Annotated in this window: 15 protein-coding genes and 1 riboswitch; of the genes, 9 read left to right on the forward strand and 6 right to left on the reverse strand. The window is 65.1% G+C overall.

Translation table 11 applies throughout. The features are described from left to right. Positions 1-106: 106 nt before the first annotated feature. A riboswitch (cobalamin riboswitch) is annotated at positions 107-307 on the reverse strand. A 32-nt stretch (positions 308-339) separates the two neighbouring features. Further along, complete coding sequence (locus tag B3M53_RS08895) at positions 340-660, reverse strand: 2Fe-2S iron-sulfur cluster-binding protein (RefSeq protein ID WP_022701211.1); 321 nt, start codon at positions 658-660, stop codon at positions 340-342. A gap of 54 nt (positions 661-714) precedes the next feature. Then, entirely contained in the window at positions 715-1,932 is a 1,218-nt protein-coding gene (locus tag B3M53_RS08900) for an NAD(P)/FAD-dependent oxidoreductase (protein WP_273021106.1), read from the reverse strand. 140 nt (positions 1,933-2,072) lie between these two features. On the opposite strand from B3M53_RS08900, the gene tsaE reads away from it, so the two are divergent. From tsaE to trxA, 6 genes are all read left to right on the forward strand, one after another. Beyond that, positions 2,073-2,534, forward strand: a complete 462-nt coding sequence (gene tsaE / locus B3M53_RS08905; RefSeq protein ID WP_273021104.1) for a tRNA (adenosine(37)-N6)-threonylcarbamoyltransferase complex ATPase subunit type 1 TsaE — start codon at positions 2,073-2,075, stop codon at positions 2,532-2,534. Next, positions 2,515-3,615, forward strand: a complete 1,101-nt coding sequence (locus tag B3M53_RS08910) for an aminoglycoside phosphotransferase family protein (protein WP_273021103.1) — start codon at positions 2,515-2,517, stop codon at positions 3,613-3,615. The genes tsaE and B3M53_RS08910 overlap by 20 nt, the downstream gene beginning before the upstream one ends. A gap of 2 nt (positions 3,616-3,617) precedes the next feature. Further along, positions 3,618-4,340: a nucleotidyltransferase family protein gene (locus tag B3M53_RS08915; RefSeq protein WP_273021101.1), complete on the forward strand. Its 723-nt coding sequence runs from the start codon at positions 3,618-3,620 to the stop codon at positions 4,338-4,340. Next, the gene (gene addB / locus B3M53_RS08920; protein WP_273021099.1) at positions 4,337-7,390 is read left to right on the forward strand and encodes a double-strand break repair protein AddB; all 3,054 of its coding nucleotides are present in this window, start codon (positions 4,337-4,339) and stop codon (positions 7,388-7,390) included. Before B3M53_RS08915 ends, addB begins: the two co-directional genes overlap by 4 nt. Further along, positions 7,387-11,046 (forward strand): double-strand break repair helicase AddA, encoded by a 3,660-nt coding sequence (gene addA, locus B3M53_RS08925; RefSeq protein WP_273021097.1) that lies wholly within the window; start codon positions 7,387-7,389, stop codon positions 11,044-11,046. Before addB ends, addA begins: the two co-directional genes overlap by 4 nt. Before the next feature lie 106 nt (positions 11,047-11,152). Continuing rightward, positions 11,153-11,473 (forward strand): thioredoxin TrxA, encoded by a 321-nt coding sequence (gene trxA, locus B3M53_RS08930; protein ID WP_273021096.1) that lies wholly within the window; start codon positions 11,153-11,155, stop codon positions 11,471-11,473. 60 nt (positions 11,474-11,533) lie between these two features. On the opposite strand, the gene pyrF is transcribed toward trxA, so the two are convergent. From pyrF to B3M53_RS08945, 3 genes are all read right to left on the reverse strand, one after another. Continuing rightward, positions 11,534-12,220, reverse strand: a complete 687-nt coding sequence (pyrF, locus tag B3M53_RS08935) for an orotidine-5'-phosphate decarboxylase (RefSeq protein ID WP_273021095.1) — start codon at positions 12,218-12,220, stop codon at positions 11,534-11,536. Positions 12,221-12,281: 61 nt separating this feature from the next. Beyond that, a complete protein-coding gene (locus tag B3M53_RS08940) occupies positions 12,282-13,115 on the reverse strand; it encodes an SDR family NAD(P)-dependent oxidoreductase (RefSeq protein ID WP_273021093.1) in 834 nt (277 codons plus the stop codon). Positions 13,116-13,198: 83 nt separating this feature from the next. Next, positions 13,199-14,605 (reverse strand): alpha/beta hydrolase family protein, encoded by a 1,407-nt coding sequence (locus tag B3M53_RS08945; protein WP_273021092.1) that lies wholly within the window; start codon positions 14,603-14,605, stop codon positions 13,199-13,201. A 72-nt stretch (positions 14,606-14,677) separates the two neighbouring features. Between B3M53_RS08945 and B3M53_RS08950 the strand changes: the two genes are divergently transcribed. Then, positions 14,678-14,956: an autorepressor SdpR family transcription factor gene (locus B3M53_RS08950; RefSeq protein ID WP_160093127.1), complete on the forward strand. Its 279-nt coding sequence runs from the start codon at positions 14,678-14,680 to the stop codon at positions 14,954-14,956. A 1-nt stretch (position 14,957) separates the two neighbouring features. Beyond that, positions 14,958-15,644 (forward strand): SdpI family protein, encoded by a 687-nt coding sequence (locus B3M53_RS08955; RefSeq protein ID WP_273021090.1) that lies wholly within the window; start codon positions 14,958-14,960, stop codon positions 15,642-15,644. Here the strand turns inward: B3M53_RS08955 and B3M53_RS08960 are convergent. Next, complete coding sequence (locus B3M53_RS08960; RefSeq protein WP_160093125.1) at positions 15,623-16,147, reverse strand: GAF domain-containing protein; 525 nt, start codon at positions 16,145-16,147, stop codon at positions 15,623-15,625. The two genes, B3M53_RS08955 and B3M53_RS08960, sit on opposite strands and share 22 nt — an antisense overlap. A 143-nt stretch (positions 16,148-16,290) precedes the next feature. On the opposite strand from B3M53_RS08960, the gene B3M53_RS08965 reads away from it, so the two are divergent. Then, positions 16,291-16,416: argininosuccinate synthase domain-containing protein (locus B3M53_RS08965; protein WP_286800233.1), on the forward strand; the 126-nt coding region annotated here is incomplete at its 3' end.

A 16,416-nucleotide genomic window follows, 5' to 3' on the forward strand; every position in this document is an offset into this window, starting at 1 on the left:
CGATGCAACGGCGCTTCGTCCCGACAGAGTCAGGACGACGCTCGACGCGCCGGTCGTCGCTGCAAACGGAAGGCGTCCGCGTTCTCCTGGTGTGTTCCCGCACCCAGAACGAGCGACCGCGATGGCAGGTCTCCTGGCTTGCGGGTCAATGCGATACGCCGCCTTCCCAGATCTGACGATCCAGTGGCATGTGGCGCATCCCTCGCCGCTCACAGTTGCGGGTACAGCCCCGGACCAGACGCTTGCGCGTCGCACCGGTGTTCCCTCTTCGCTCCCTCGCGGGAGAACCGTCGCGTAATCAGTGTGTTTAAGCGGGGCTTAGCCCCAAGGTCAAGCGCGCTAGCCCTGCTCTTCGGGCAAACGCACGATCAGACCGTCCAGCGCCGCGCCCACCTTGATCTGGCAGGACAGGCGTGAAGTCTCCTGAACGTCGCTGGCGAAATCGAGCATGGATTCCTCCATGGAGGACCGTTCGCCGGTCTTGTCCGTCCAGGCCGGGTCCACATAGACGTGGCAGGTGGCGCAGGCGCAGGCGCCGCCGCAATCGGCGTCGATGCCGGGCACCATGTTGCGGATCGCGCCTTCCATCACGGTCAGCCCGTCTTGAACCTCGACCTGATGCTCGGTTCCGTCATGCTCGATATAGGTGATCTTGGCCATGGTAGAGGTCTTCCAGAATCTGTGAGGCAGGCTTTGCCCGCGTTTGGGCGCTATTTAGGACAGGAAGTCGCGCATCGCCACTCCGGGATCGCGCAAACGATCCGGGTCAGGCTCAGCATTTGAGGCGATCATGCGCTGAGCGGCCATGTATTCGGGGCCGGAATTGACCGCCTCGCAGGCGATCAGGCGCCCACCCATCAGGTGAAACAGCGCGAACTTGCCCTCTTCGGGGTCGCCGCGGCGGATCATCTGGTCCGCGCCCTCGATCAGGCCGGCGATTTGCAGCTTCATGTCGTACTGGTCTGACCAGAACCAGGGCACTGGATCATACTCGACCTCGAGCCCGCAAATCGCCTGAGCCGCCGCCTTGCCCTGATCAATGGCGTTCTGCACCGATTCCAGCCGGATCGAGCGTCCATAGCGTTTGGAATGAAAACGCGCGACATCGCCAATGGCGTAAATCCGGTCATCACCGGTGCGGGCGGTCTCATCCACTAAGATGCCGTTCTCGCACTCAAGCCCCGCGGCGCGCGCCAGCGGATCGTTCACCGTCAACCCTGCGGCCACCAGCACCGTGTCGGCGTCCACGGTCTCGCCATCCGCCAGCTCGACGCCGGTGACCTTGCCGCCTTCGCCAGCGATCGCCTTCACCGGCGCCTGAACGCGCAGATCAACGCCGTATCCGCGATGGATCGCGCCGAACCAGCCGCCCAGAAGCGCGCTCGCCGTGCGCGCCATCGGGCGCTCGGCCGCTTCCAGAATGGTCACCTCCAGCCCGCGCTTGCGGGCGGACGCGGCGACTTCCAGTCCGATATAGCCCGCGCCAATAATGGCGATGGAGCGCGCGTCATGAAAGGAGGCGGCGAGGTCTTCGGTTTCCGCCAGCGTGCGCAGCACATGCACCCCGTCCAGGTCCGCGCCCGGAATGGGCAGGCGCCGCGCTTCTCCGCCGGTCGCCAGTATCAGACGGTCATAAGCAATGCGCTCGCCAGTATCGGTGATGACGTCGCAGGCGCTGCGGTCGATGGCGGTGACGCGCACGCCGGTGCGCAAATCAATTTCGGCCTTGTCATACCATTCAGCGGGTTTGAGCCAGAGCCGGTCCACCGGAAGCTCACCCGCCAGATACGCCTTGGACAGCGGCGGGCGCTGATAAGGCGCGGCGGTTTCGCCCGCCAGAATGATGATCGGCTGATCATACTTGCGCTTGCGCAATTCCGCCGCTGCGGACAGGGCAGCCTGGCCGCCTCCGATAATGACCGTTCCGGACACTGCGATCCGCGCTCCCTGTCTGTCTCGTTTCTTATGGGTCCATGGCGCCGCGCCCTTGGGTCCAAGTCAAGCGCCGCACTGCGCAAACGAGCCTACGCGAAGTCTTGCCGCCATGCGCGAGCCGTCCTATCAGCCTCATCATGACCGTCCTGACCCTGACCCTGCCTGACCCTGAAGCCAATGCGCGGCTGGGCGCGCGCCTGGCGCGCCTGCTTGAGCCGGGCGACGCGATTCTGCTCGAAGGCGGTCTCGGCGCCGGCAAGACCACCCTGGCGCGCGGCGTGATCGAAGCGCTGACCGGCGAAAAAGATGCGCCCAGCCCCACCTATACGCTCGTCCAGCCCTATGAAACCGATCAGGGCCTCGTGCTGCTGCACGCCGATCTTTACCGGCTTGAAGATCCCGAGGAGCTTGATGAGCTGGGGTTGGACGAGGCGCTGGATCATGGCGCCGCCCTCATCGAATGGCCGGACCGCATGGGACGCTGGCGTCCGGCGGACCGGCTTGAGATAGTCCTGACTGAAACCGAGGCTGGCGGACGCACCGCACGCCTTGAAGCTTTTGGAAGCTGGGAGACTCGCCTTGGCGGACTTGCAGACTGATCCGCGCGCTGAGGCGCGCGCCGCGTTCATCAAAGCGGCGGGCTGGGGTGATGCGGATGTGCGCGCTTTTCCCGGCGACGCCTCCAGTCGATCCTATTTTCGGCTGAACCGCGGCGACGACACCGCGATACTCATGGACGCGCCCGGCGGATCAGAAGCCCCCGCCTGCCCGATTGACGCCAGCGACGCTGACCGGCAAGCACTGGGCTATAACGCCGTCGCGCGCCTGGCCGGCAACAACACCGCCGCCTTCGCAGCCATTTCCAGCGCCCTGACCGCGCGCGGGTTCTCCGCGCCGCGCATATTTGAAGCGGATATTGATCAGGGTTTTCTGATCCTCGAGGACCTGACCGACGCCCTGTTCGCGCGCCTGATCCCGAGCGTCGCCCATGAAGGCGCGCTTTACGCCACTGCAGTCGAGGCGCTGGCGGCGATCTATCGCTCCTCGTTCGAGCGCGAACCCACAGCCTTTGGTCATGCCTGGACCATCCAGGACTATGACGCGCTGGCGCTCAGCGCGGAGACCGAGCTGTTCACCGACTGGTACGCCCCCCATAAGGGCCAGGCCCCGACCGAGGCGGACAAAGCGGACTGGCGCAAAGCCTGGGCGCAGGTCCTGCCCGCCCTGAATGCGCATGCGCCGGGGCTGGTGCTGCGCGATTACCATGCCGAGAACCTGATCTGGCTGCCGCAGCGTGAGCATGAGGCAAAGGTCGGGCTTCTGGACTTTCAGGACGCCCTGTTCGGCCATCCCGCCTATGATCTGGTCTCCCTGATCGAGGACGCCCGCCGCGATGTGGCGCCCGATCTGGCGACGCCCTTGACGGACCGCTTCTTCAACGCGGCGGGATTGAGTGATCGCGAGGCGTTTGACGCCGCCGCCGCGGTTCTGGCCGCCCAGCGCAACGCCAAGATCCTGGGGATTTTCGTGCGCCTCGCCCAGCGCGACGGCAAGCCGCGGTATCTGGATCTTCTGCCGCGGGTGGAGCGCCATTTCGTACGCGATCTCGCTCATCCGGTTCTCGCTCCCGTCCGGGCCGTCGCCAGCGCCCTGACTCCCGCCCTCTTCGAGAAGGCCTGAGCATGACCCAGCTCCCGACCACAGCCATGGTGATGGCCGCAGGGCTGGGCACCCGCATGCGCCCTTTGACCAATGATCGCTGCAAGGCGCTGGTGGAGCTCGACGGCAAACCGCTGATCGACTGGACGCTCGACAAGCTAGGCGAAGCTGGCGTTGAAACCGCCGTGGTGAATGTCCATCACTTCGCCGACCGGCTGGAGGCGCATCTCGCCGCCCGCACCGCGCCCTGGATCGTCATTTCCGACGAGCGCGATCAATTGCTGGAAACCGGCGGCGGCCTCGCCAAGGCGGCGCCGCTATTGGGCGACGCGCCGATCTTTGTGGCCAATATCGATTCCGTCTGGCGTGAGACAGGCGATACAAGCGAATTGTCCAAGCTCGCCCAAGCCTTTGATCCCGAGCGCATGGACGCCCTGCTCCTGATCACGCCGACCGGGAACACGCTGGGGTTTGACGGGCCGGGTGATTTCTTCATGGGCGAGGACGGGCGACTGACTCGCCGCGGCGAAAGACAGAGCGCCCCTTACGCCTATACCGGCGTTCAGATCCTGCACCCAAGCGTGCTCAAGGGGCTGCCGGTCGAGCCGTTCTCCACAAACCTCATCTGGAACACCGCGCTCCAGGCCGGCCGCGTGCATGGTTGTGTGATGGATGCGTTCTGGATGCATGTAGGCGACCCTGACGCGCGTCATGCGGCGGAGAATCGGCTACGCTCACGCGCATGAGCGCTGATCATCTGTTTTCACACCCTTCGCCGCGGGTTTTCACCCTGCCGCCCGCCGCGCCGTTCCTGACAGAGCTGGCGCGCGGGCTGAAACACGTCTTTCCCGATCCTGACGCGCTCAGCCGGGTGACGGTCCTGATCCCGACCCGCCGGGCCGGGCGTGAACTGGCCGAAGCCTTCACCCGCTTGTCGCCCGGCGCAGCGTTGTTGCCGATGATCCGGCCCATCGGGGATGTGGACGCGGACGAGCCGCCGTTTGAACCCGGAGAACTTGCGGACATCGCTCCCGAAGCCGTCTCACCCGCCCGCCGGCGGTTCGAGCTGGCCAGCCTGATCTTGCAAAAGGAACAGGCCGTAGGGCGCTCCATGGGCGCGGGCGGCGCGCTGGCGCTGGCGGATGATCTGGCGCGCCTTCTGGATGATCTCGCCACCGAGGATGTGGACGATCTGGGCGCGTTGACCGAAGAGATCCGCGCCAATCTGCCCGCTCACATGCAGGAAGCCGCGCTGTTTCTGGACATCGTGCTGGAGGCCTGGCCCGCGCGGCTTCAAGAGATTCAGCGTGTGGACCCGGCCCGGCGTCGGTCCTTGCTGCTCAAGGCGCTGGCGACGCGCTGGCGCGAGACCCCGCCCGCAGATCCGGTGATCGCAGCCGGATCCACTGGCTCCATCCCCGCCGCCGCCGAGCTGTTGAGCGCGGTGGCGAGCCTGCCCCAAGGCTGCGTGGTCCTGCCGGGGTTTGCGCGCGATATGGATGAAGACGCCTGGGCGGCCATTGATGACGGCCATCCCCAGCGCGCCATGAAAACCCTGATCGACAGGATTGGCCTTGACCGGAACGATGTCCGGTTCTGGCCCGGCGCCGAGGAAGGTCGCCAGGACGCCCCGCGCGCCCGCGTCATCGCCGAAGCCCTGCGTCCCGCCGAAGCCACGGCGGACTGGCTCCGCCGTGTGGACGATCTCAAAGAAGCCTGGGGCGAGGACGTTTTTGAAACCGCGCTGGACGGGCTGAGCGTCATTGATGCGCCGGCGCCCGCCGAAGAGGCGCGCGCCATTGCGCTCATGCTGCGTGAAACGCTCGAGACGCCGGGCGCACGCGGCGTTCTGGTGACACCTGACCGGAACCTCTCGCGCCGGGTGATCACCGAAATGGCGCGCTTTGGGGTGACGGTGGACGATTCCGCCGGTCAGCCTTTGTCCGACACCCCGTCCGGGGCCTTCCTGATCCGCGTCCTGCAAGCCGCGCTCGATCCCGGGTCAGCGCTGGCCTTCTCGGCCCTCGCCACCTCGCCGCTGTTTGCGCTGGGTGAAGAGCGCGCGCCCCTGCGCGCTGTGCTGGGGGCGATGGAACGGCGCGCCCTGCGCGGTCGCCGTCCGGGCTATAGCTGGATGGCGCTGGCCGGGCATGTACGTGACGCCGCCGGCGATGATGAAGACCGCCGCGACCGTTGGGGCGGTATCGTTGATGCGCTGGCTCAGGCGCTGTCGCCGCTGAGCGCGCTTGAGGGCGCGCACACCATGCGCGCCTGGACCCAGGCGCTGGTTGAAAGCGCTGAAGCGCTGGCGCGCACGGACGATATGGCGGGCGCAGACCGCCTCTGGGCGACGGATGCGGGTGAGAACGCTGCGCTTCTGATGCGCGAATTCATGGAAGAGGCCGAGGCGCTGCCACCGCTGAGCCTGCATGATTTCGCTCGCGCCGTGCTGGAAACGGCCCGCGCCCGTCTGGTCCGCCCCCGCTATGGCGCGCACCCGCGGCTGCAAATTCTCGGGCCGCTCGAAGCGCGTCTGGCGGAAGCCGACCGGGTGATCCTGGCCGGGCTCAATGAGGGCGTCTGGCCCGCCGCGCCCAAATCAGACCCCTTCCTCAGCCGCGGCATGCGGATGGCGGCGGGTTTGTCTGCGCCCGAAGAACGCTTTGGCCTGGCCGCCCATGACTTTGCACAACTGGCCTGCGCCCGCGATGTCACCCTGACCCGGTCCGCCAAGCTGGATGGCGCGCCCACGGTCGCCTCGCGCTGGCTATGGCGCCTCAAAACCCTGGCGCGCGGCGCACTGGGAGAGGCTTCTGAGCAGGCGCTGGCCCCCAGGCGCGATTATCTGGCGCTGGCCGAAGCGCTGGACGCCACTACGGCTCACACCTTCATCAAGCCGCCCGAGCCCGCTCCGCCGGTCGAGGCGAGACCCCGACAATTGAGCGTCACCCAGATCGAGACCTGGGTGCGCGACCCCTATTCGATCTTTGCGCGCAAAATCCTGCGCCTCGACAAGCTTGACCCGCTGGACCGCCCCGCCGGTCCACCCGAACGCGGCACGGCCTATCACGCTGCGCTGGAAACCTGGGTGCGCAGCCTTGGCGACGCCGACACCCTGCCACGCGATGCGCTGAAGCGATTGCTGAAAGAGGGTGAAAACGCGCTCATCCAGGCCGGCTTCAGCGACAATGCGCTGGGCGTCGAGATGAAGCGCTTTGAGCGCGTGGCGCAATACATGATCGTTTTTGAAGAAGAGCGGCGCGATTACGGCTTCCTGCCGACCGCCCTTGAAGCGCTGGGCGACATTACGTTTGAAGCGCCCGGCGGTCTGTTCACCCTGACCGCACGCGCCGACCGGATTGATCTCAGGCCCTCGGGCGCGCTCGACATCGTGGACTACAAGACCGGCCAGCCGCCTTCAGCCAAGGAAGTCGCCGCCGGTTTCGCTCCGCAATTGCCGCTGGAGGCCGCGATGGCCGCGCGCGGCGCGTTTGAAGACGCGCCCAGCCACGAGCCGGGCGATCTCATTTATGTGCGGCTGTCCGGCGGGCGCGTGCCCGGCGAGCCCAAATCCATGGTCAGAAACCCCGATGGCGACGATGCGGGCATTCTGGCCGAGCAGGCTTTGGAACGTCTGGTGAAATGGGTGGCGAATTTTGATGATCCACGTCGCACTTATCCCAGCCAGCCAAGGGTGAAATTCATCAATAAATGGGGCGATTACGATCATCTGGCCCGCCGCAAGGAATGGGCGAGCGCGCCCGGCGACGATAACGGAGAGGGAGGCGCGTCATGAGCCAGCCCGGATTTGATCCCGCCATCGTCTCAGACGCCAGCGCGGCGCAATCGCTTGCCGCGGACCCGTCCGCCAGCGTCTTTGTCGAAGCAAACGCCGGCTCGGGCAAGACCCGCGTTCTGGTGGACCGGGTGGCGCGCCTGCTGCTCGCAGGCGCCAAGCCTGACCGCATCCTGTGCGTGACCTTCACCAAGGCCGCGGCCGGCGAGATGCAGACTCGCCTGTTTCGCAAGCTGGGCGACTGGTCGACCCTGCCCGATGACGCCCTGACCGCTGAACTGGATGCGCTGGTCACCGAGGGCCAGCGCCCGGAGCTGGCCGAAGCGCGGCGCCTGTTCGCGCGCGCGCTGGAAACCCCTGGCGGCTTGAAAATCCAGACCCTGCACGCGTTTTGTGAGCGCCTGTTGCGGCGTTTCCCGCTGGAAGCGGGCCTGCCGCCCGGCTTTGACGTTCAGGATGAGGCGGCTGGCAAAGCGCTGCAGGCCGAAGCGCTGGATGCGCTGTCGGGCCTCGCGCACAAAGACCCTGAAGGCGAAATCGCCCAGGCGATCGCCGCGCTGATCGATAATGCCGGAGCCGACGCCCTGCCAAAGCTCGCCAGCTTCGCCATGTCCAAACGCCATGAAATCAATCAGGCGCTTGCGCAAGCCGGATCGCTGGACGCTTTGCTGGAACAAGCGAGCGCGCTTTTGGGCGTGGACCCCGAGCTTGATGTGGATCAGGTGCTCGCTGAAGCCTGGGCGGACACCGATGTGGGCGCGTTGGAAGCCGCCTTGAGCGCGCTGCAGACCGGCGGGACGAAAACCGATCAGGCCAGCGCGCAAGCGCTGCTGGAAGTGCTCGATGTGGCCGATGAAGACGCCGCCGAAGCCTTTGATTATTATATTGAGTTTCTAACCACCAAGACCGGCGCGCTGAAAAAGCCCAAATCCATCTTCTCCAAGAAGACCGGCGAGAACTACCGTATCCTGGTGACCTTGTTTGGCGATGAAGGCGCGGAGATTCACCGGGTGGGCGATGAAATCCTGCCCAAGCTGGCCGCCGCCGCCGCCAATCGGATGACCCGCGCCGCCTTGCGACTGGCTGAGCGCTTGCTGAGCGATTACCAGGCTCGCCTCAACCGGCTGCGCCGGGTGGATTTCTCAGACCTTGTGGAGCGCGCGCGCCTGCTGCTGACCGATTCCGAGGCGCGGGGCTGGGCGCTCTACAAGCTCGACCAGGGGCTTGATCATGTGCTGGTGGATGAAGCCCAGGACACCGCGCCAGAACAATGGTCGGTGATCAATGCGCTGACCGAGGAATTCTTCGCCGGCGAGGGGGCGCATCTGGACCAGCATCCCGATGCGCTTCAGCGCACGGTGTTCTGCGTCGGCGACGAGAAACAATCGATCTATTCGTTCCAGAACGCCGATCCGCGCGAGTTCCTGGCCCAGCGCCAGCGCCTTCAGACCGAGGCCCGGCTCGCGCGCCTGCGCTTTGAAAGCCCGCCGCTCAACGTCTCCTTCCGCTCCAGCCCCGAAATCCTGGCGGCGGTTGACGCCTGCTTCGCCGCTGAAGCGGCCGCTCTCAGCGCTGAGCGCAAGGATATGGTCGAAGGGCTGGAGACCAAGCTACTGATGAGCGACCCTGAAACGCTTGAACGGCGCGATCCGTTGGCGTTCCACCGCTATGACGGCCACCTCGCCGCCCGCGCCAATGCGCCGGGCTGTGTGGAAATCTGGCCGGCGGTCCCCAAGCCCGAAGGCGGTCAGGAGGACGAGCTTGATCTGCGGCCTGTGGACGCCGAGCGCAAGGATTCTGCGCGCAATCAGCTGGCGGAAGCGGTGGCGAGCGAAATCGCCGACATCCTCAAGCGTGGCGACGGGGTGTGGGAAGAAGGCAAGCCCTGGCGGCTGCGTCCGGCGCATGCCGGCGACATCATCGTGCTGGTGCGCCGTCGCGGCGGCCTGTTTGAAGAGATCATCCGGCGGCTGAAGCTCAAAGACGTGCCGGTGGCCGGCGCGGACCGCATGACCCTCCCCGATCAGCTGGTGGTGGAGGATTTACTGTCCCTCGCCCGCTTCGCGCTTCTGCCTGAGGACGACCTGTCGCTGGCGGAAGTGCTCAAGAGCCCGTTCTTCCATCCGGTGGACACGCCGGCCCCGCCCATTGACGACGACGCCCTGTTTGATCTCAGCCGCAAACCCGGCGCCCGGCTTTGGGACAAGCTGCGCCAGAGCGAGGACCCGCGCTTCGCCGAGGCCCGCAGCGTGCTCGACAAAGCCCGCGCGCGGGTGGAGACCGACGCGCCCTATGCTTTCTTCGCGCGCTTTCTGACCGAAGCCAGCCCCACCGGAGAAAGCCGTCTGGCGCGGCTGTATGCGCGCCTGGGTGAAGAGGCGCGCGATCCGGCGGAAGAGTTTCTCAACCGCGCGCTCGCCCATGAAGTGGAAGGCGCGCCGTCGCTGTCGCGTTTTGTCGCCGAGCTGCAGACCGATGACGCCCAGATCAAACGTGAAATGGAAGCGGGTCGCGGCGAGGTGCGGGTGATGACCGTGCATGGCGCGAAGGGCCTTGAAGCGCCGATCGTGTTTCTGCCCGACACCACCCAATTGCCCAAGGACCGTTCAGGCGGCCTGTTCGCCCATGAAGAGGCGGGGCTTTTATGGGCGCCGGACATGAAAACGCCGCCGCCGCTGATGGCGTCGATGGCCGAGCGCAAGGAGCTGGACGCCGACGGCGAGTATCAGCGCCTTCTGTACGTGGCGATGACTCGTGCGCGCGATCGCCTGATCGTCTGCGGGCATACCCATGGCGTTGCGGGCAAGGTGGATGCGGGCAGTTGGTATGACCGGTGTCAACGCAACTGGACCGGAGATGACTGGCGCCCGGTTCGCACGACGCTGGACGCCGTGGCCGAAGAAAACGGCTGGACCGTCAGTGAGGGCCTGCGCTTCGGCGCCGATCCCAAACCGCTGGCGGCCAGCGCAGCGCCAGCGCCCGCCCCGGCCGCACTGCCAGAGTGGGCGACACGGCCGCCGCCGGTTGATCCGGCGCCCGTGCGCTCGGTCGCGCCGTCCCACCTTCTGGGCGAGGAAGAGGACGGGTTTGAGCCCGCCTCGCTGTCTCCCCTGGCGACGGGCGGGCAATCGCGCTTCCGCCGCGGCGAGCTGATCCACAAGCTGCTGCAGACCTTGCCCGATGTGGAGCTTGAGCGTCGGGAAGCGTCAGCCTTGCGGTATCTGGAGACCCAAACCGATCTCAGCGAGACCCAGCGCCGCGAGATCGCATCGGAAACCCTGCGCGTGATTTCAGACCCGGCCTTCGCCGCCCTGTTCCAGCCAGGCTCTCGCGCCGAGGCCGCCGTCTCGGGCCAGGCGACGGGTCTGCCAGGCGGAATGGTGATCAATGGCCAGATCGACCGGTTGGTGGTCACTGATCACGAAGTCCTGATCGTGGATTACAAAACCAACCGTCCGCCGCCCACACAAGTCGAGGACGTACCTCGCGCCTATCTGGCGCAAATGGCCGCCTATCGCGCGCTATTGCAGGGACTTCACCCCGACAAGCCGGTGCGCTGCGCCCTACTTTGGACAGATGCGCCGCGTTTGATGGAACTACCCGGAGACCGTCTGGACGCGGTGCTCAGCCGCGCCCGGCGCCCAGCGAATGCTTGACCGCAGCGTTGGGGCTTCCTAGGTCTCCGGTCAACTTCAGACTTGCAGCCGCGCCGATTCCGGGCGGCGGCCGGTTGTTTTAGGTTTTTTGTAAGGAGCAAGGCTCATGGCGACCCAAGCGGTGACCGACGACACGTTTGAATCTGATGTTCTGAAAGCCGACGGCCCGGTGCTGGTCGACTTCTGGGCGGAATGGTGCGGCCCCTGCAAGCAGATCGGCCCGGCGCTCGAAGAGATCGCCGCCGACAAGGACGGCAAGCTGACCATCGCCAAGGTCAATATCGACGAAAACCCGATGGCCCCCAGCAAATACGGCGTGCGCGGCATCCCCACTCTGCTGATCTTCAAGAACGGCGAAGAAGTCAGCCGCAAGGTCGGCGCCATGGCCAAGTCCAAGATCGAGGAATGGATCAACGAAGCCGTCTAGGCGCTGATCCTTTTCCAAAGACAGAAAACCCCGGAAGCGGCGCTTCCGGGGTTTTCCGTGTCAGGCTTTCGCCATCTCGTCGGCGATCGCTTGCGCCGCCGCGAAGGGATCATCAGCCTGACTGATGGGTCGTCCGATCACCAGATGCGAGGCGCCCGCCTTCAAGGCGGCTTCAGGCGTCGCCACGCGCACCTGATCGCCCAGCGCCGCGCCCGCCGGACGCACGCCGGGCGTGACGATCAGGAAATCATCAGGCACGCGGGCGCGAATGGCTTCAGCCTCCTGCGGCGAGGCGACCACGCCGTCCAGTCCGCAATCAAGCGCCTGATCCACCCGGCGCATCACCAGATCCCGCGAGCCATAGGCGTACCCCATCTGGGTCAGCATCGGGTCGTCATAAGCGGTCAGAACCGTGACGCCGAGAATCCTGAGATCAGACCCTTCACGCCCCTCCACCGCCGCGCGCATCACGGGCGGCTCGGCGTGCACGGTCAGAAGGTCAGCGCCCGCCTGGGTGATCGAGCGCGTGGCTTTTTCCACGGTGGCCGGGATGTCGTGGAGCTTGAAATCGAGGAACACGTCATGACCGCGCGCCTTCAGCGAGCGGGCCAGATCCATGCCGCCAATGGGCAGAAGCTGGAGGCCGATCTTGTAGTGCGCGCAAGCCTCGCCCAGCACCTCCACCAGCGCTTCCGCGTCTGAAATGGTCGGCAGGTCTAGCGCGGTGATCAGGCGGCGGTCGGTCATGGTCATCCCCGGACAATAAAGGTCGCAGCGACCTAGACCGCTGCGTGCGCGTGATCAAGCGTCAGGATGCGGCGTTGGCCTTGGCCTTCGCCACCATGCGTTTTTCCTGCATGCGCATGATCGCCTGCCCCACCGGGTCAGGCAGCACGCGGGAGACGGCGACGAGGAATTTGTACCAGGCGCCGGGAACGCGCAGCGGCACGCCGCGCTCCACCGCATCATACCCGGAAACGGCGACGTCTTCAGCGGTCAGCATCCAGAAGGAAGGCAGATTGGAGACGGTACCGCGGGCGCCGTTCACATCGTGAAATTCCGACCAGGTATAACCCGGCGCCACGGCGGTCACATGGACATTGCGGTCCTTGAGCTCGAGCCCGAGCGCTTCGGACACCTTGATCAGAAGGCTTTTCGCGCCCGGATAGAGCGTGCCTGAATAGCGGGTGTGAGCGTTGGCAGCGGGCAGCAGAGCGGACACTGAAGCGATGTTGATGATGCGTCCGAAACCGCGTTCGGCCATGGGCTTGGCGACCAGATGCATCAACTTCAGATAACTGGTGACCATCAACTCCATGAACTCGGCCTGGTCGTCCCAGCTCAGCTCGACAAAGGCCCCCGGACGCCCCACGCCCGCATTGTTGACCAGGGCGTCAACCTGACGGCCTGCATCGGACACCGCCTTGATGATGGTCTCTGGCGCGTCCGGTTTGGAGAGATCCGCAGCGATCACCAGGCTGTCCACGCCGAACTGGGCTTTCAGCTCTTCGGCCATATCCTTCAGCCGGTCTTCGCGACGCGCCACCAGAGCCAGATCCCAGCCCCGACGGGCAAATTCGCGCGCAAAGGCAGCGCCAATGCCGGATGACGCACCGGTAACAAGAGCGAGACGCCGGGCCATGTGATCTCCAATCTGACGATGATGCTTCGATCAGAGAAAGTGACCGTTCCGCCCCGCTCTGTCCAGAACCAAGCCTGCGCCGGTCAGTCCGCACACGCCTGACCGATCAGGGCGCGGGTTTCCTCCACCAGCATCGCCCGGGCGGTCGGAGACAGCGCATGCCCGGCCGCGCCGTATTCGGACGGGGAGCCGGTCTCGCTGTCTTCAAAGATATGATCCACACCCGGAACGATCACGGAGCGGGTCGGCTTGTCGCCGCGCGCGTCCAGCAGAGCGGCCTGGGCGGCTTCGGGCAGGACCTGGAGATCCTTTTCGGCGAACAGCGCCAGCACGGGACCTTCAAACTCAGCGGCCGCCTCGGCCGGGTCACCCTCAAACATCGCCACAGCATAGGGTTGGCCCCACATCGCGCCTTGTTGACGCGCCGCCGCTTCAGGCAGTCCCAGCTCTATCAAGACCGCCTCGATGGCGGCGGGCGCTTCGCCCGGCCCGGCTTGGTCGATGGCCTGAAACACACGGGTCTGAAGCTCGCGGTTCGCCTCCACGGCGTCTTCCCCCTGCCCGGACGCCCGGATCAGGGCTTCAGACTGGTCGTAGAGCAGGGTCGCCATGTCCTGATGCTGACCGGCGAGCGAGATCATGAAGTCGGCCCCCGATTCATTAGCCGCCAGAAGGCCCAGATACCCGCCTTCGGAATGGCCCAGATAACCGACGCAAGAGAGCCCGGTCTCCGCCTGCAGCACCTCCAGCGCGCGAACCGCGTCATCGGCCAGATCAGCCGGGGCCAAGGCCGCTGGTGCTTCCGAGCCCCCTACGCCGCGATCATCATATCGAAGGCTGGCGACCCCGGCCTCAGCCAGCGCATCCGCCACAGCCGCATACACGGGATGGCCCGCTATGTTGCCATCGCGATCCTGCGGTCCGGACCCGCTGATCAGAACCAGACCCGCTTGGGGCGCAGCCGGGCTCGTCAGCACCCCCTCCAGACGCCCGTCTTCAAGCGCCACTTCGACAACCCGGCCCTCGCCATGAACCAGAGCGATCCGGGCGGACGGCTCATCGCGCGTCTGATCTTGGTAGGGCTCAAACACCAAAGGCGCGCTCAATCCGCCTTGATCAAACGTGCCTGAAATCACGCCGTCTTCCAGAACGCCGTCATATTGCAGGGCCATGCCAGGCGTGGAGAAATGAAGCTGATCGCCATTCAACCGCACCACAGACATCGGCACGCGCGCTCCGCCCTGATCCACAGAGATCAGGATCAAGGACGGTTCATCGCCAGACAGGTCGATCTCCAATTCCAGTCGCAAGGGCTGAGCGCCAGCGTCCAGCACCCCGGCCCAGCGCCCGTCAAACGCCGGGTCCGCTGGCGCGAGACTTGCCGTCAACTCGCTGTCTGACTGAGCTTGGGGCGCTGATTGCGCAGGCGGCGCATCACACGCAGCGAGCAGCAACAGGACAGGCAACAGGGCGATAGACGAGCGGCTCATCAGAAGTCTCCTTGTTCTTCACGCCCTATAGTTAGCATTGACGCTAATTAGCGTCTAGGCTAAATAGATCGCATGAGTGATGTCTTTTCCGCCCTGGCCCATCCCGTGCGCCGTGACGTGCTGCGCTTGCTGCGCGACGGCCCGATGACCGCGGGGGATCTGGCGGAGCAGTTTGACGTGGCCAAGCCCACCATGTCGCGACATTTCGCGACCTTGAAAGAGGCTGACCTCATCCAGGCGGAAAAAGTCGGCAACTCCATTCGTTACCGATTGAACGCCAGCGTCGCCGAAGAACTGCTGGGCCTGATGATGGGCTTGCTGCAATCACCCGACACCAAGAAGGAGCTTTGAAATGATCCTCAAAGGTTTTCTGTACGCCTTGCCGCCGATCACGCTCATTTTAGCCCTGTCAATCTGGGGATGGATCGGCGTCGGAGACGCCACGCAAATCCCGGTTCATTTCGGGATGGACGGCGCCCCTGACCGCATGGGCGGCAAGCTGGAGGGGTTTGTGCTGTTGCCCGCTCTGGCGCTGGCTCTGTGCGGCCTGTTCGCCCTGATGCCGCTGATTGATCCGCGCGGCGATAATTTGAGACGATCCGCGCCCGCTGTCCTGACGGCCTGGGCGGGGGTGTTGTGGGTTCTGGCGGCGGCGCAAGCCCTGATCACGCTGACGGCGCTTGATCATCTGCAAACACTTGAGAATCCAGGCGTTCTTGTCGGCTTCGCCAGTACGGTGCTCCTGGCGGTTCTGGGCAATGTGCTGTCCAAGACCCGTCCGAACTGGCTGGTCGGCATCCGCACGCCCTGGACGCTCTCATCTGACAAGTCCTGGGATGTCACCCATCGCTGGGGCGGACGACTGATGACCCTGGGCGGGTCAATCTCGGCGGCATGTTTTCTGTTCGCGCCCACCCCGGTCGCTTTTGCAGCTCTGGGGGTGACTGTCAGCCTTGTGGTCGGGGTCAGTCTGGCGCTGTCTTACTGGGTCTGGAAAACCGACCCGGACCGGGAGGTCTATTCCGCCGCTTCGGACTGAGTGAGACCACGCAGATCATTAAAAATCAGGCTTTGAGCCGTATCGGTCGCCGCCTTCAAAGCCTCGTGTTCCTCAGTTGAGAACCGGAAAAACGGCGCCGTATCGACCACCGCCACCGCCCCCAGAGGCGTCCCTTCGGGGGATCGAAGCGGATGACCGCAATACGCGCGAACATAGGGTGGACCCACACAGACCGGATGCTGGGACAGAACGGGATCAACCAGCAGATTCAGAACCTCAATCGGTTGGTCACTCGCCACGACATTCGTGCAAATGGCGTCCTTGCAATCCGCCTCCGTATCCGTGAGCCCGTATCGCCCAAGAAACCGAACGCGCTGGTCGCCGACCAAAGACACAACGCAGATCGATGCTTTGAAAGCAAACCCGGTCAGATGCGCGAGCTTGTCCAGTGCGTTGAGTGTTTCCGGTTGCAACCGCTCCAACTCAGCGACAGCCGCCAGACGGTCGGCATCAGATAGTGCTGACGGATGAGAGAGTGACATTGGATAGGGCCCATGGCCTTTGCTGCGTGCTTAAAATCATAAGGACCAAGCCTTGTGAGTCAGTTAAGCGACTGACGCTTTCGCTGCACCGCCGCAGGGTCTAGATTGCCGCCCGTTTGAAACCTCGCACTCCGGGACGCGCCATGAGCCAGAACATCAAGAAAATCGTGCTCGCCTATTCAGGCGGGCTGGACACTTCAGTCATCCTCAAATGGCTGCAGGACGCCTATCAGGCGGAAGTGGTGACCTTCACCGCCGATCTGGGCCAG

This window comes from Oceanicaulis sp. UBA2681 (genome assembly GCF_002354675.1).
In the GTDB taxonomy this organism is placed as follows: Bacteria; Pseudomonadota; Alphaproteobacteria; order Caulobacterales; family Maricaulaceae; genus Oceanicaulis; species Oceanicaulis alexandrii.

What these genes read in the sequence shown, in the direction of transcription:
- B3M53_RS08895 (WP_022701211.1), bottom strand. Translation starts at nt 660, where the DNA reads ATGGCCAAGATCACCTATATCGAGCATGACGGAACCGAGCATCAGGTC.
- tsaE (WP_273021104.1), top strand. Translation starts at nt 2,073, where the DNA reads ATGACCGTCCTGACCCTGACCCTGCCTGACCCTGAAGCCAATGCGCGG.
- B3M53_RS08915 (WP_273021101.1), top strand. Translation starts at nt 3,618, where the DNA reads ATGACCCAGCTCCCGACCACAGCCATGGTGATGGCCGCAGGGCTGGGC.
- addB (WP_273021099.1), top strand. Translation starts at nt 4,337, where the DNA reads ATGAGCGCTGATCATCTGTTTTCACACCCTTCGCCGCGGGTTTTCACC.
- addA (WP_273021097.1), top strand. Translation starts at nt 7,387, where the DNA reads ATGAGCCAGCCCGGATTTGATCCCGCCATCGTCTCAGACGCCAGCGCG.
- trxA (WP_273021096.1), top strand. Translation starts at nt 11,153, where the DNA reads ATGGCGACCCAAGCGGTGACCGACGACACGTTTGAATCTGATGTTCTG.
- pyrF (WP_273021095.1), bottom strand. Translation starts at nt 12,220, where the DNA reads ATGACCGACCGCCGCCTGATCACCGCGCTAGACCTGCCGACCATTTCA.
- B3M53_RS08940 (WP_273021093.1), bottom strand. Translation starts at nt 13,115, where the DNA reads ATGGCCCGGCGTCTCGCTCTTGTTACCGGTGCGTCATCCGGCATTGGC.
- B3M53_RS08945 (WP_273021092.1), bottom strand. Translation starts at nt 14,605, where the DNA reads ATGAGCCGCTCGTCTATCGCCCTGTTGCCTGTCCTGTTGCTGCTCGCT.
- B3M53_RS08950 (WP_160093127.1), top strand. Translation starts at nt 14,678, where the DNA reads ATGAGTGATGTCTTTTCCGCCCTGGCCCATCCCGTGCGCCGTGACGTG.
- B3M53_RS08955 (WP_273021090.1), top strand. Translation starts at nt 14,958, where the DNA reads ATGATCCTCAAAGGTTTTCTGTACGCCTTGCCGCCGATCACGCTCATT.
- B3M53_RS08960 (WP_160093125.1), bottom strand. Translation starts at nt 16,147, where the DNA reads ATGTCACTCTCTCATCCGTCAGCACTATCTGATGCCGACCGTCTGGCG.